Source organism: Streptomyces sp. NPDC030840 (assembly GCF_055572015.1).
In genome coordinates this window covers 147,144-160,074 of sequence record NZ_JBVIEE010000007.1, presented here as the reverse complement: position 1 = coordinate 160,074, position 12,931 = coordinate 147,144, and the positions used below count along the sequence as shown (strand labels likewise).

The following is a 12,931-nucleotide window of genomic DNA, read 5'->3' as shown; positions in this document are numbered from 1 at the left end:
GTCTCTCCCGTCGGTGTCGGTCCGTTCGGTGGGGTAGACCGGGGTGCCGCGCGGAACTCATCGCCGGGCGCGGACTTTTTCGCGAAAATATTGTCCGCGACAGCCGAGGGGGCTTGAGGACGGCTTCCCCGGAGCCTCCGGCAGGCATCCGAGGGGCCCTCAGGGAACCAGCGGCGTGGCCGCCAGCTCCGCGACCGCCCAGGTCAGCGGGCCGAACACGACGAGCAGGGCGCCCGCGCGGAGCAGGGCCGCGGAGCGCAGCACAGTCGCGGGCGCACCCAGCCGAAGGAGCGCCGCGACCGTCTCCGCGCGTGCGTCGCGTGCCTCGACCGCGGCCGTCGCCAGCGTGAGGAGCGTGCAGCCGACGACCAGGAGCGCGCCCAGCGTGGTGAGCGGACCGATGCCGGGGCGCGCTCCGGAGTGCAGCGTGGCCAGGGCGTACGCGCCGGAGGCCACCGCGCACACCACGCCGAGGGGGCGCCCGATCCTGCGCGCCTCCTCCTGGAGGACGCGCCCGGCGAGCAGCCGCAGCACTCCCGGCCGTGCGGCCTGCAACAGATGCCCGCACAGATGCGTCAGCCCCGGCCCGATGAGGACCAGCCCGAGTGCCGTCAGCATCCAGCCGCCGAGCACGCCGGCCGGGCTGTCGGCGGAACCGCCGGGGAGCGCGAGGCCGGGGGCGGGGCCGGAGCGGCTGGCGTACATCTCGATGGCGAGACCGGCGGCGAGCACGGCGACCCCCCAGGGGAGGCCGGCGGGGGCGGGCCGGGGAGCGGTGGAGCGGTAGGGGTCCGACTGGTCGGCCGTCCCGGGTGCCGGGGTGTACAAGCCGCCGGGTGCGGCGGTGTCGAAGCTGCTCGGCGCCTCCGGCCCCGGCGCCTCGGACAGGGCGTGCGAACCGGTGCCGCCACGCCAGGCGCGGGCGTGCGCGGAGGCGTGGCCGCGGGTGCGCATGTCGGCGCGAGTGCTGTCGTGGGCGCCGGGCCGCGTGTCCTGGTACTCGGGGCCCTGGTGCTGAGGGCCGGCCCGGTGTTCCGCGTCCGTGTCCGCGTCCGCGGGCCGGGCCACGGCCGGGGTGTTCCTCTTCGGCTGCCGGTTGACGGCCGCGGTGTGGCGCGCCTTCCCCCGCTCCGGGGCGCCGCCCCGGGGGCGCAGCGCCAGCGCGGTGGTCAGGGAGGCCGTCGCCGGGACCAGCGACAGCAGGGTCAGGGCGGCCGGGAGGGGCAGCGGGTGGTCCGCGGCCAGGGCGTCCGGTGCGGGCCCGTCGAAGGGGGCGCCCGTCAGGTCGCCGCGCAGGTGGAGGTAGCACAGCAGGGCGAGCAGTGAGCCGAGCGCGGTGGACAGGGCCGTCGTCAGCGCGGAGACGGCCATGAGACGGGCGGGGCCGAGGCCGATGGCCGCGAGGCCCGGGCGGGGACGCGTTCCGGGGTCCGTATGGGCGACCGTCACCGCGAAGTACACGGTGGCCGCCAGCGGTGCCCCGCACCACGCGAGCCGCAGCATGGACCCGGCGGGTGCGTCCGGGTGGGTCAGCGCGTGCCCCAGCGCGCACAGCAGCAGGAAGCCCGTGCCCGCCGACGCCGCGGTGACCAGCAGGCGGCGCAGGTGGACGGCCGGCTGGGCGCCGCGGGCTAGACGGAGAGCGAGCACGCGGCCCGGCCTTCCGCCTCGGGGGGCTGGGGGAGGCTGACGTTGTGCACGCGTCGCCCGTCGAGCAGGGACACCGTACGGTCGGCCAGCGCGGCGGTGTCGGCGCACGTCGTGGCGAGGACGACCGTGATGCCGTGCGAACGGGCAGCCGCGGCGAGGGTCCGCAGCACGTGGGAGCACTCGGCGCGGTGCAGCGGCGCGGTCGGCTCGTCCGCGAAGAGCACCGTGGGGGAGCCGACCAGCGCGCGGGCGACGACCACGCGCTGGCGCTCGGAGTACAGCAGGGCGTGCGGGCGCTTGCGGGCGCAGCCGCCGATGTCCAGGCGCTCCAGCCACTCCAGCGCGGCCGTCTTGGCGGCCCGGCGGCCGGTCCCCCGCAGCATCAGCGGCAGGGCCGTGTTCTCCCAGGCCGTCAGCTCGGGGACGAGGGCCGGCTCGGGGTCGATCCAGCCGAAGCGGTCCCGGCGCAGCCGCTCGCGGGTGAGCGGCCGCATGGTGTGCACGGGCATGCTGTTAAACCACACCTCGCCCTGCTGCGGCAGGATCTGTCCCGACAGGCACCGCAGGAGCGTGGTCTTGCCGCTGCCGCGCGGACCGCTGACCGCGAGGATCTCGCCCTCGCGAACGCCGAGTGACACACCGTGAAGCGCGGGCGAGCCGTCGTGGGCGTGGGTCAGGCCGCGTGCCCAGAGCACGTCGTTGTCAGGCGGGGCCACCATGGGCGTACACCTCGGTTCAGATCAGTATTGCCGTGGGGAGTCCCCCGTCCGGGGGAACGAAGGCAGAGCCGATCGGTCACTGCGCACGCTAGGCAGCGGGTGGAGCGGGGCCGGACAGCACAGGGCCCCGGGCCGCCGTTTCTCACTCGAACGGGCGGCGCCGGGGCCGGTGTTGATCACACATTCAGCTCATCGGAACTATGACGACCGCAGCCTCGATCACCGTATCGACCGCAGCCGCGACCATCGTTTCGACCGCAGCCACGATCACAGCTTCGATCGCGGTGTCGATGACAGCATGCGTCACAGCTTTGGTCACAGCTTGGTCCACGCCTCCGTCAGCGTCGCCCGCAGGATCTGCTCGATCTCGTCGAACGTTCCCTGGTCCGAGATCAGCGGCGGCGCGAGCTGGACGACCGGGTCGCCGCGGTCGTCGGCGCGGCAGTACAGCCCGTTGTCGAAGAGTGCCTTGGAGAGGAAGCCGTAGAGGACCCGCTCGGTCTCCTCGTCGTCGAACGTCTCCTTCGTGGCCTTGTCCTTGACGAGTTCGATGCCGTAGAAGAAGCCGTTGCCGCGGACGTCGCCGACGATCGGCAGGTCGTGGAGCTTCTCCAGCGTGGACCGGAAGGCAGCCTCGTTGTCGAGCACGTGCTGGTTCAGGCCCTCGCGTTCGAACAGGTCGAGGTTCGCGACACCGACCGCCGCCGACACGGGGTGGCCGCCGAAGGTGTAGCCGTGCAGGAAGGTGTTGTCGCCCTTGTAGAAGGGCTCGGCTATGCGGTCGGAGACGATGCACGCGCCTATGGGGGAGTAGCCCGAGGTCATGCCCTTGGCGCAGGTGATCATGTCCGGGACGTAGCCGAACTTGTCGCAGGCGAACATCGTGCCCAGCCGGCCGAAGGCGCAGATGACCTCGTCGGAGACCAGCAGCACGTCGTACCGGTCGCAGATCTCGCGCACCCGCTGGAAGTAGCCGGGCGGGGGCGGGAAGCAGCCGCCCGCGTTCTGCACGGGCTCCAGGAAGACGGCCGCGACCGTCTCCGGGCCCTCGAAGAGGATCTGCTGCTCGATCTGGTCGGCGGCCCAGCGGCCGAAGGCCTCGGGGTCGTCGCCGAAGATCGGGGCCCGGTAGATGTTGGTGTTGGGGACCTTGTGCGCGCCCGGGACGAGCGGCTCGAAGGGCGCCTTGAGGCCCGGCAGGCCGGTGATGGACAGGGCGCCCTGCGGGGTGCCGTGGTAGGCGACCGCGCGGGAGATGACCTTGTACTTGGTCGGCTTGCCCACGAGCTTGAAGTACTGCTTGGCGAGCTTCCAGGCGGTCTCGACCGCCTCGCCGCCGCCGGTGGTGAAGAAGACCTTGTTCAGGTCGCCGGGCGCGTAGGTGGCCAGACGTTCCGCCAGCTCCACCGCCTTCGGGTGGGCGTACGACCAGACGGGGAAGAAGGCCAGCTCCTGCGCCTGCTTGGAGGCGGTCTCCGCGAGCTCGGTGCGGCCGTGACCCGCCTGGACCACGAACAGACCGGCGAGGCCGTCGAGGTAGCGCTTGCCCTTGTCGTCGTAGATGTGGGTGCCCTCGCCGCGGACGATGGTGGGGACGGGGGACTTCTCGTACGAGGACATGCGGGTGAAGTGCATCCACAGGTGGTCGTACGCGGTCCTGCTGAGGTCCTTGGGCTCGTTGGGACTGTCGGTGCTCACGGTTATCGGGTCCTCACGGTCATCGGGTTCCCCACATGTAGGTCTGCTTCTTGAGCTTCAGGTAGACGAAGCTCTCGGTGGAGCGCACTCCGGGGACGGCCCGGATGCGCTTGTTGATGACCTCCAGGAGGTGGTCGTCGTCCTCGCAGACGACCTCCACCATCAGATCGAAGGAGCCGGCGGTCATCACCACGTACTCGCACTCGCCCATGGCGCTCAGCGCGTCGGCCACGGACTCCACGTCGCCCTCGACGTTGACACCGACCATCGCCTGGCGGCGGAAGCCCACGGTGAGCGGGTCCGTGACGGCGACGATCTGCATCACGCCCTGGTCGAGCAGCTTCTGGACGCGCTGGCGCACGGCCGCCTCGGAGAGGCCCACCGCCTTGCCGATCGCGGCGTAGGGCCGGCGGCCGTCCTCCTGGAGCTGCTCGATGATGGCGAGGGAGACGGCATCCAGGTGCGGAGTGCCGCCGCCCCGGGAGTCGGTCCTGGACTCCCGGGTGTCCCGGGGTTCCCTGGGGTCTGCGCTTCGACTGGCCACGGGCTCACTGTGCACGAGGAGTCAACAGTTTCGCAAGGCTCGATCAATGAAATCCGTTGTTTACCTACCTCGAACATGCGGATTCCGTAGCCTTGTCGGGATCGCCGCTGTTGAAAACGTGGCTCGGCGGACTAGTGTGGGTGTCTCAGAGATTGGACACCCGGGCGCGCCAGGGCTCGGGGACACCACGACTTGGAGGGCCGGCAGTGAGCACCCAGCTGCGTCGTCTGCGCAACTACATCGACGGTGAATTCCGCGACGCCGCCGACGGGCGGACCACCGAGGTCGTCAATCCCGCGACCGGCGAGGCCTACGCGACGGCGCCGCTGTCCGGGCAGGCGGACGTCGACGCCGCGATGGAGGCCGCGGCCAGGGCCTTCCCGGGCTGGCGCGACACGACCCCCGCCGAGCGCCAGAAGGCCCTGCTGAAGATCGCGGACGCCTTCGAGGAGCGCGCCGAGGAACTCATCGCGGCCGAGGTGGAGAACACGGGCAAGCCCATCGGGCTGACCCGCACCGAGGAGATCCCGCCGATGGTCGACCAGATCCGCTTCTTCGCGGGCGCCGCCCGGATGCTCGAGGGCCGCGCGGCCGGCGAGTACATGGACGGCATGACGTCGATCGTCCGCCGGGAGCCGGTCGGCGTCTGCGCCCAGGTGGCCCCCTGGAACTACCCGATGATGATGGCCGTGTGGAAGTTCGCCCCGGCGCTCGCCGCGGGCAACACGGTGGTCCTCAAGCCGTCGGACACCACCCCGGCCTCCACGGTCCTGATGGCCGAGATCATCGGCTCGATCGTGCCCAAGGGCGTCTTCAACGTCATCACCGGCGACCGCGACACCGGCCGCCTGATGGTGGAGCACGACATTCCGGCCATGGCGTCCATCACGGGCTCCGTACGCGCCGGCATGCAGGTCGCCGAGTCCGCGGCCAAGGACCTGAAGCGCGTCCACCTGGAGCTGGGCGGCAAGGCGCCGGTCGTCGTCTTCGAGGACACCGACATCCCCAAGGCCGTCGAGGACATCTCGGTCGCGGGCTTCTTCAACGCAGGCCAGGACTGTACTGCCGCCACCCGCGTCCTCGTCCAGGAGTCGATCCACGACGAGTTCGTGGCCGCGCTGGCGAAGGCGGCCGCCGAGACGAAGACGGGCCAGCCGGACGACGAGGACGTGCTCTACGGCCCGCTGAACAACCCGAACCAGCTCAAGCAGGTCTCCGGCTTCATCGAGCGGCTGCCCGCCCACGCCAAGGTCGAGGCAGGCGGTCACCAGGTGGGCGAGAAGGGCTACTTCTACGCGCCGACCGTCGTCTCCGGTCTGAAGCAGGACGACGAGATCATCCAGAAGGAGGTCTTCGGGCCCGTCATCACCGTCCAGTCCTTCTCCGACGAGAACCAGGCGATCGAGTGGGCGAACGGCGTCGAGTACGCCCTCGCCTCGTCCGTCTGGACCAAGGACCACGGGCGCGCGATGCGCCTGTCCAAGGCGCTCGACTTCGGCTGTGTGTGGATCAACACGCACATCCCGCTGGTCGCGGAGATGCCCCACGGCGGCTTCAAGAAGTCCGGGTACGGCAAGGACCTGTCGGCGTACGGGTTCGACGACTACACCCGGATCAAGCACGTGATGACGTCGCTGGACTGAGGTGCGGGCGGGGCCCGGGGCCCGGCGGTCTTCGACGCCGTCCGGGCCCCGCCGGTCGCTCACGGGAGCGGCCCCGCAGACAGCTCGCGCGCTCGGCGTCCCGGTCGGACTAGCAGTTCCGGCCGCACGCATCCAGCACGACCATGGTGTAGACCCCTCCGTTCTGCCGGGCGGTGTGAACGGTCTTGCGGTTGGCCTGCCAGCGTCCGTCGACCCACCGCAGCGGGAACGAGCTTTGGTGTGTGTTTCCCAGACGCAGCAGTATTTCGACGGAGGTCTCGTCGTTGTTCACCTTTCCGATGGACGAGCTGACCTGGAGAACCGCACGGCGGGCAGGCTCCCGCGCTTCGAAGCTTCGTTGCATGGCGGTCGCGCAGTCCCTCGAAGCGGGATCGACGAGAACACACCACGTCCTGCCCGCACCTTGATACTCGGCGAACTGAATCCGCATGGCTGTCTCGTAGGCGCCGACGGCACCGGGGCGCCGAACTGCCGCGTGGTATTCGGTGAAACCGTCGCGCTCGGAATAGTCGTTCTCCGGAACAAGGCTCTCCCGCCGGTAACTTCGCAGCGCCTTGTCCAGGTCATCTGCGTCTGCGTATTCGGCTGTGCCCGGCACGACGGAGGCCTGCGGTGGAGGGGCCGGGGGCTCCAGGAAGGACAGGAAAATGCCGGCGAGGACCACCGCGACGGTCACGACGAGCATCCAGTGGCCGTGCTTCACGGCATGCGTTTCGAGCGGTGTCCGCGCTTCTTCGGTGTCGTCGGAAGAGTCCTGGTCGAGGACACCCACGTTCGACCGCGTATCGCTGGAGGGAAGCGAGCCGGCGGCCGCCTCCTGCCTGCCCGAGACCGAACTCCTCTGCCTGCCGGCGGCTTGAACGCTCGAACCCCCCTGTGCCGTCGTGGGCTCGAGCGATGTCATGAGGTCGACCATCAGATTCACTTCGGCGCGTTTCCGCTCGAGTTGCTCGGGGCCCCACTGCCTGAGCGAGGACCCGAGCGCCTCCGACAGTTGCCGGTCCCGCTGCCGACGACACTCCGCCCGGGCCGCCGCGTGCTTCTTCTCCGCTGCCCGCAGCGCCCGTCCCAGCGGGGAGAAGCGGCGCCACCCCCAGCCCGAAGCGACGCTGATGAAGGTCCTCAGCACGGATACGATCCGGGCGGGCATCATCGGACCTCCTTCGTGATCTTCTGCGTCAGAGTCCGCCGCAGCTCGCCGTCACAGGTGTGATGGAACCTGTCCCGGGCATCGTGCAGGCGCTTGCGAATGGTGCCGGGATTCTCGTCCAGCAAGTCGGCGATCTCTGCCGGCGTGTGTCCCGCGTAGGCCAAGGTCAGCACCTCCTTGTCTCTGGGAGGCAGTTGGTGCACCACCTCCAGGACTCGCCTGAGCAGGTCGCCACTGGTCGTCGACTCTTCGGGGGTGGGGGCGGAGTCGGGAAGGTCGACGGAGAACACCTCGCCGTCCCGCGAGGTCTGCTGGAGCGGAATCATGTACGGGCGATTCTTGCGCGTGTGTGAGGCAAGGGCGTTCCTCAGCGCGCAACGGGCGTAGGCGAACGCCTTGGCATGGTCGATGGTGTCCCAGCTGATCTTCATCTTGGCGAGGATCATGTTCATTTCGCCCTCGCCGTCGAAATCGGGAACGCCGAAGGACAGACAGTCCGCGATTCGGTACAACTTTTCGGCACAGTCGGTGAAGAACTCGTCCCACGTCTCAAATCGCTTACCTCGCACTCTTTTACGGGGCAGTGGAGTCATGGGCGCGCTGCTCCTCGGTCGACAGGTGCCGGCTGACCTCACCCATGACGCGCCCGTCGCGAGGGGCGTTACCTGTTTTTCTGGCTATCACCCATTCGGGTGAGGTGATCGGTGGGGGAGGGCTCCGCGGAAGCAGCGGCGGTAACGCGCGCCACCGCTGCCGCGTCTACGGCGTCGGGACATCCCCTGATTCCGAATTCCGAGGACGCGAAGGAAGTGGAGCACCGTGGAAAGGCGCACCGGCGGTTGCCGTACCGTGTCGACCCAGACCCTGCAACGAGTGGCCCTGCGCACCGGAGTTCCCGGAGCGCCGGGGACGGCCCTCCTGGCCGTGGGCGTGGAAGGCGCCGGCCGGGCCGGCCCGGATCCGCTGGCCGTTCTGTGCGTGACCGTGGGCGCCCTCTGCGTGGGGTGCGCAGCGGTGAGCCTCCTCAGCTGGGGGCTTCCGGCGCTGGCCCGCTCGGCGCGCTGCCTTCTCGGCCGGGCCGTGGGGCACACCGCTTCCTGGGTGGTCGCCGCGTGGCGCCGCCCACCCGCGGTCGCGGGGGCGCCCCTCCGGCCGGACGGCGTGGTCGCTCACTGGTGGCGGGAGTCGAAGGCCGCGGTGTTCTACGCGCTGCTGGCTGCCGTGGCGATCGAGCCGGTCTGGCACGTGCTGACGTACGTACTCCACGACCTGGGCCTGGTGTGGCCGTGGGAGTTGTACTTCCCCCTGCACTGAAGCGAGCGGGTCCCACGGTACGGACGCGGCCCACCGGACATCGTCCCGACGCCGCGGTCATGCGCAGGCCTCCGCCGCACACCCGCGGTGGAGGCCGGTTCACGCACCGTGGCCGTCGCCTGCCGTTGCTCCTACCATGGGAGGTCGCCGTCGGGGGAGGGTGGGACGTGACGCGGAACGCACCGCAGCCGTCAGGGCGCCGGCTCGAGGACCGGATCGCGTGGGCGGTCAGGAACGCGGACGGTGTCGTGGCCATCGGTGTCGCGCTGGTCATCGGCGTACTGGACGTCCTGGACGAGAGCTTCGACAACAACATCGTCTCCGGCGCCACCCTGCTGGTCCTGGCGGCGCTGGTCTACGGATCGCTGACCGAGCGACGGCGGCGGCTGACGGACATCCGGAGCGCGACCGAGGGGACGAGCCGGGCGATCGAGGACCTGGCCATGGTGCGGACCCTGTCCGGACCGGAGGTGGCCGTGGCGCACGAGAAGGCCCGCCGGAACACCGCCCGCTGGGTGTTCAAGGGGGGCACCGGCACCTATCTGCGCGCCGTCACGCTGCCCGAGTGCGTCGAGGAGGCGAAGCGGCAGCGGCGCCACCTCAGCATGAAGATCGACATCATCGACCCGGCCGACGACCGCGTGTGCGCCGCGTACGCGCGGTTCCGCCGGACCTTCGGCCACCGCGGCGACGGCGGGGCGTTCCCCGAGTGGACCGCCGAGCGCACCAGCAAGGAGTCGTACGCCACCGTGCTCGCCGCCGCCTGGCACCGGCAGCGGCTGGACACCCTGGAGATCGACGTGCACCTGTCGTCGGTGGCACCGACCCTGCGCTTCGACCTGTCCGACACCTGCCTGATCATCACCCAGGACGACCCGCGCCGAGTGAGCCTGTACGTCGAGCGGGGCCGGCCGCTCTACGACTACTACGTCACCGAGTTGCACCAGAGCCGTGAGCAGGCCGTCAAACTCGACCTGCGGGAAGCCACGCCGCTCAGTGACGAGCCGACCGTGGACGAGGCCAGACGGCTGCTCGACCGGCTCGGTCTTCCGCTGCCGGCGAGTCTCACCGACCGGGACGTCGGCGACATCATCGACAGGGCGCTGCGGGCGGAGGACCCCTATCGGAGATGAGCGGCGCGTCGACGGCGACACTCGGCCCACTGGTGGCCGGAAGGGGGAGCGATGGACTACCCGGCCCTGGAACGGGCCGCCCGGCGGGAGGCCGCCGCCGAGCTGATGCGGCACGCCGTGTCGGAGCTGGAGCAGGTCGCCTCAGGACGCCTTGCCCTGCGCGCGGTGCACCATCCCCTCGGATTCATCTGCCTGCCGATCCTCCGCGACGGTCCCCGGGGGGTCTGCGTCCACGTGTTCGGCGGAGCCGGGCCCGCCGGGCGGACCGGCCCACCGGAGGCCGCGCACCAAGTGCACTCCCACAGCTGGGACCTGACGAGTACGGTGCTCTACGGGCGGCTCGGCAACCGGCACATAGGGGTCCACGAGGAGACCGAGAAGCCCACCCACCGGGTGTTCGAGGTGCACAGCGACCCGTCCGGCGTGGACGAACTGCGGCCGACCGAGCGGCTGGTGCGCTGTCTGCCCGGAGTGGAACGGACCAGCGTACGAGGCCAGACCTACGCCCTTCCCGCGGGTGAGTTCCACACCACGGTGCTGCCGGACGACCGCCCCACCGCCACGCTGGTGCTGGGACGGACGCTGCCCGGCCGGGCGGACCTCTCGCTGGGCCCGTTACGGGCGCCGGGGCACCGGATGGTCCGCAGGACCTGTGACGCGACCCAGACGGCCCGGATCGCTGAGGCCGCCGTCAGGAGGATCCATGAGCCCGAGCCCCCCGCTGCCGACCCACCCGCCTGACCCTTCGTCCCGCTTCACCTCCGAGCGCCGTACGGCGGTGGCCGCCGCAGAGGAGGCCGGGGCGCTGCTGCGGTCCCGGTTCCCGGACGGGTTCGCCGCCCGTCCCAAGGGCGAGCACGGCGACGTCGTCACCGATCTGGACGTGATGGCCGAACGCATCGTCGTGGACCGCATCCGGGAGCGCTTCCCGCACGACCGGATCCTCGCCGAGGAGTCCGGGGAGCTGTGCGGCGACGGTGGCGACGGCCGCGGCCGCACCTGGCTCGTGGACCCGCTCGACGGCAGCAACAACGTGGTGATCGGGCTGCCCGCCTACGTCGTGGGCATCGCCCTGTGCGTCGACGGGGCACCGGTGGTCGGCGTGGTCCACGACCCGGTGACCCGGCGCACCTGGTCGGCGCTGCGCGGCGGCGGCGCGCACGGGCCGCGCGGGCGGCTCACCCGCGCCGCCGGTGGCCGTCCGCTGTCGCCGGCCGGTCCGCTGCTCGCCTGGACGCAGGGCCACGCGGTCGGGCGCGGCGACCCCGCGGCCCGCGCCCTGAAGCACACCCTGGAGATGCGGTCCCGGCGGCTGCTCCAGCTGTGGGCGCCGCTGCTGACCTGGGCCATGCTGGCCCGCGGGGACATCGACGGGTTCGTGGGATACCGCGCGGAGGCGATCGATCTGCCGGCCGGGGCCCTGCTGGCGCGTGAGGCGGGAGTGGCCCTCCGGCACCTGGACGGACGGGAGTTCCGCGGCGGCTTCACCGGGCCGGACACCGAGCGTTCCTTCGTTGCGGGGCGGCCGGAGCTGCTGCCGCGTCTGCTGGAGCTGGTCGCGGAGTCCGCCGCCGTGGCAGCGCCGCGTGGCCCCGTACCGTGACGCCGCCTACCCGGTCAGGGTCAGCGCCAGCACCGACGCCACCACGGCGGCCACGGCCAGCACCGCGCCCGTGCCCATCAGCCGCGCGACCGGCACGCGCACCCCGTACGCGTGGCACCGCTCGTACCACAGCAGCGTCGCCAGTGAGGCCCACGGCGTCACGACCGGGCCCACGTTGGTGCCGATGAGCAGTGCGAGCAGCTGGTCGTGGTTGCCGACGGGGACGGCCGCCTCGCCGGCCAGGTAGACGGGGAGGTTGTTCAGTACGTTCGACAGGCCACCGCCGACCGCCGCCGCCCGGAACAGGCCCCAGAGGCCGCCGTCATCGCCGACCGCGGCAGCCAGCAGGTCGTGCAGCCCGTTGGCGTTCACCGTCTCCACGACGAGGAACATCCCGGGCACCATCACCACCAGCCGCCACGGGACCAGCGACAGCCGCAGCGCCGAGCGGCGGCGCACCGCGAAGGCCGCCACGGCGACGGCCGCGGCGGTCGCCGACGCCACCCACAGCTCCACGTCGGCGACCAGGATGGCCAGCAGGAAGCCGGCGCAGGCGAGCCCGCAGGCCCGGAACAGCACCGGGTCGGCGGGCCGGTGCACCTCGGGCGTCCGGTAGCGGCCGGAGTTCCCCGGCCCCGCGTCACCCACCGCTCCCGCGTCGCCGGCGTCCCCCGAGCCGCCCGCTCGTACGTCGTCCGCGCGGGCGGCGCCGGGCCCGGCGGACGGGACGCGGGTACGGGCGGGCACGTCCGCCTCCGGGGCCTCGGGCGCAGGGGACCCAGCGGACTTCGCCCGCCTTCCGGGCCGCCAGTAGAACAGCCACAGGCAGACCATGGTCACCGCGATCGCCGCCAGTTGCGGTGCCCACATCCGGCCGGCCAGGCCCAGCGGGGAGAGCGCGACCCGGTCCGCCGCCAGCAGGTTCGTCAGGTTGGAGACCGGCAGCAGCAGGCTCGCCGTGTTGGCCAGCCACACCGTCGTCATCGCCAGCGGCACCGGCGCGATGCCGACCCGCGAGGCGAGCGCCAGCATCACCGGCGTCAGCAGCACGGCGGTGGTGTCCAGGTTCAGGGCGATGGTCGTGACGGAGGCGAACGCCACGCACAGCAGGAACAGGGCCGCGTAGCTGCCCCGTCCGGCCCGTGCCACCCGCGCCGCCACCACGTCGAAGACCTCGGCCTTGCTGGTCAGTTCGGCCAGCACGATCACCGTGCCGAGGAACGCCAGCAGCGGTGCGACGCGTGTCATCGCGTCGCCCGCCGACCCGGTGGGCAGCAACCCCGTCGCCACGCACAGCAGCCCGACCACCAGCAGGCCGATCGCCACCCTGTCCAGCACATGCAGACGCAGAAAGACACGCACGGACGGAAGCGTCGCACATCTGTGCCCGGCTGTGACCAGGGGCTGTTCACGACCGCCGGTCCCGGCCGGGCCTTTCAGCCACAGGCGGCGTCGC

Annotated in this window: 13 protein-coding genes; 5 read left to right on the top strand and 8 right to left on the bottom strand. The window is 71.5% G+C overall.

Annotated features, from left to right (window positions below):
• Nucleotides 1-159 precede the first annotated feature (159 nt).
• The 5 genes from ACZ49J_RS17765 to ACZ49J_RS17745 all read right to left on the bottom strand — a co-directional run bounded on the left by ACZ49J_RS17765 (nucleotide 160) and on the right by ACZ49J_RS17745 (nucleotide 4,626).
• Nucleotides 160-1,650 (bottom strand): hypothetical protein, encoded by a 1,491-nt coding sequence (locus ACZ49J_RS17765; protein WP_467449048.1) that lies wholly within the window; start codon nucleotides 1,648-1,650, stop codon nucleotides 160-162.
• Nucleotides 1,632-2,369, bottom strand: coding sequence for an ABC transporter ATP-binding protein (locus ACZ49J_RS17760; RefSeq protein ID WP_467449047.1), 738 nt, complete (start codon nucleotides 2,367-2,369; stop codon nucleotides 1,632-1,634). The genes ACZ49J_RS17765 and ACZ49J_RS17760 overlap by 19 nt, the downstream gene beginning before the upstream one ends.
• A 184-nt stretch (nucleotides 2,370-2,553) precedes the next feature.
• Nucleotides 2,554-2,688 (bottom strand): hypothetical protein, encoded by a 135-nt coding sequence (locus ACZ49J_RS17755; protein ID WP_467449046.1) that lies wholly within the window; start codon nucleotides 2,686-2,688, stop codon nucleotides 2,554-2,556.
• Nucleotides 2,685-4,067 (bottom strand): aspartate aminotransferase family protein, encoded by a 1,383-nt coding sequence (locus tag ACZ49J_RS17750; RefSeq protein ID WP_467449044.1) that lies wholly within the window; start codon nucleotides 4,065-4,067, stop codon nucleotides 2,685-2,687. The genes ACZ49J_RS17755 and ACZ49J_RS17750 overlap by 4 nt, the downstream gene beginning before the upstream one ends.
• 19 nt (nucleotides 4,068-4,086) lie before the next feature.
• On the bottom strand, nucleotides 4,087-4,626 hold the full coding sequence (locus tag ACZ49J_RS17745) for an Lrp/AsnC family transcriptional regulator (RefSeq protein WP_467449042.1): 540 nt from the start codon (nucleotides 4,624-4,626) through the stop codon (nucleotides 4,087-4,089).
• A 191-nt stretch (nucleotides 4,627-4,817) separates the two neighbouring features.
• Here ACZ49J_RS17745 and ACZ49J_RS17740 point away from each other — a divergent pair, with 191 nt between their 5' ends.
• Entirely contained in the window at nucleotides 4,818-6,254 is a 1,437-nt protein-coding gene (locus tag ACZ49J_RS17740; RefSeq protein WP_467449041.1) for a gamma-aminobutyraldehyde dehydrogenase, read from the top strand.
• Nucleotides 6,255-6,363: 109 nt separating this feature from the next.
• On the opposite strand, the gene ACZ49J_RS17735 is transcribed toward ACZ49J_RS17740, so the two are convergent.
• Together ACZ49J_RS17735 and ACZ49J_RS17730 are read right to left on the bottom strand one after the other, a co-directional pair.
• Complete coding sequence (locus ACZ49J_RS17735; RefSeq protein ID WP_467449039.1) at nucleotides 6,364-7,428, bottom strand: hypothetical protein; 1,065 nt, start codon at nucleotides 7,426-7,428, stop codon at nucleotides 6,364-6,366.
• Nucleotides 7,425-8,018, bottom strand: a complete 594-nt coding sequence (locus ACZ49J_RS17730; protein ID WP_467449036.1) for an RNA polymerase sigma factor — start codon at nucleotides 8,016-8,018, stop codon at nucleotides 7,425-7,427. The genes ACZ49J_RS17735 and ACZ49J_RS17730 overlap by 4 nt, the downstream gene beginning before the upstream one ends.
• Nucleotides 8,019-8,244: 226 nt before the next feature.
• Here ACZ49J_RS17730 and ACZ49J_RS17725 point away from each other — a divergent pair, with 226 nt between their 5' ends.
• The 4 genes from ACZ49J_RS17725 (at nucleotide 8,245) to ACZ49J_RS17710 (ending at nucleotide 11,475) form a co-directional block, all read left to right on the top strand.
• Nucleotides 8,245-8,739 (top strand): hypothetical protein, encoded by a 495-nt coding sequence (locus tag ACZ49J_RS17725; protein WP_467449034.1) that lies wholly within the window; start codon nucleotides 8,245-8,247, stop codon nucleotides 8,737-8,739.
• A 167-nt stretch (nucleotides 8,740-8,906) separates the two neighbouring features.
• A complete protein-coding gene (locus ACZ49J_RS17720; RefSeq protein ID WP_467449032.1) occupies nucleotides 8,907-9,872 on the top strand; it encodes a hypothetical protein in 966 nt (321 codons plus the stop codon).
• 51 nt (nucleotides 9,873-9,923) lie between these two features.
• A complete protein-coding gene (locus ACZ49J_RS17715; protein WP_467449029.1) occupies nucleotides 9,924-10,613 on the top strand; it encodes a hypothetical protein in 690 nt (229 codons plus the stop codon).
• Nucleotides 10,576-11,475 (top strand): inositol monophosphatase family protein, encoded by a 900-nt coding sequence (locus tag ACZ49J_RS17710; RefSeq protein WP_467449028.1) that lies wholly within the window; start codon nucleotides 10,576-10,578, stop codon nucleotides 11,473-11,475. Before ACZ49J_RS17715 ends, ACZ49J_RS17710 begins: the two co-directional genes overlap by 38 nt.
• A 6-nt stretch (nucleotides 11,476-11,481) precedes the next feature.
• Here ACZ49J_RS17710 and ACZ49J_RS17705 read toward each other — a convergent pair whose 3' ends face one another.
• On the bottom strand, nucleotides 11,482-12,837 hold the full coding sequence (locus ACZ49J_RS17705; RefSeq protein WP_467449027.1) for an SLC13 family permease: 1,356 nt from the start codon (nucleotides 12,835-12,837) through the stop codon (nucleotides 11,482-11,484).
• Nucleotides 12,838-12,931: the final 94 nt, after the last annotated feature.

Bases quoted from the DNA above. Each gene is read 5' to 3' on its own strand.
- ACZ49J_RS17760 (WP_467449047.1), bottom strand. From the start codon at position 2,369: ATGGTGGCCCCGCCTGACAACGACGTGCTCTGGGCACGCGGCCTGACC.
- ACZ49J_RS17735 (WP_467449039.1), bottom strand. From the start codon at position 7,428: ATGATGCCCGCCCGGATCGTATCCGTGCTGAGGACCTTCATCAGCGTC.
- ACZ49J_RS17730 (WP_467449036.1), bottom strand. From the start codon at position 8,018: ATGACTCCACTGCCCCGTAAAAGAGTGCGAGGTAAGCGATTTGAGACG.
- ACZ49J_RS17715 (WP_467449029.1), top strand. From the start codon at position 9,924: ATGGACTACCCGGCCCTGGAACGGGCCGCCCGGCGGGAGGCCGCCGCC.
- ACZ49J_RS17710 (WP_467449028.1), top strand. From the start codon at position 10,576: ATGAGCCCGAGCCCCCCGCTGCCGACCCACCCGCCTGACCCTTCGTCC.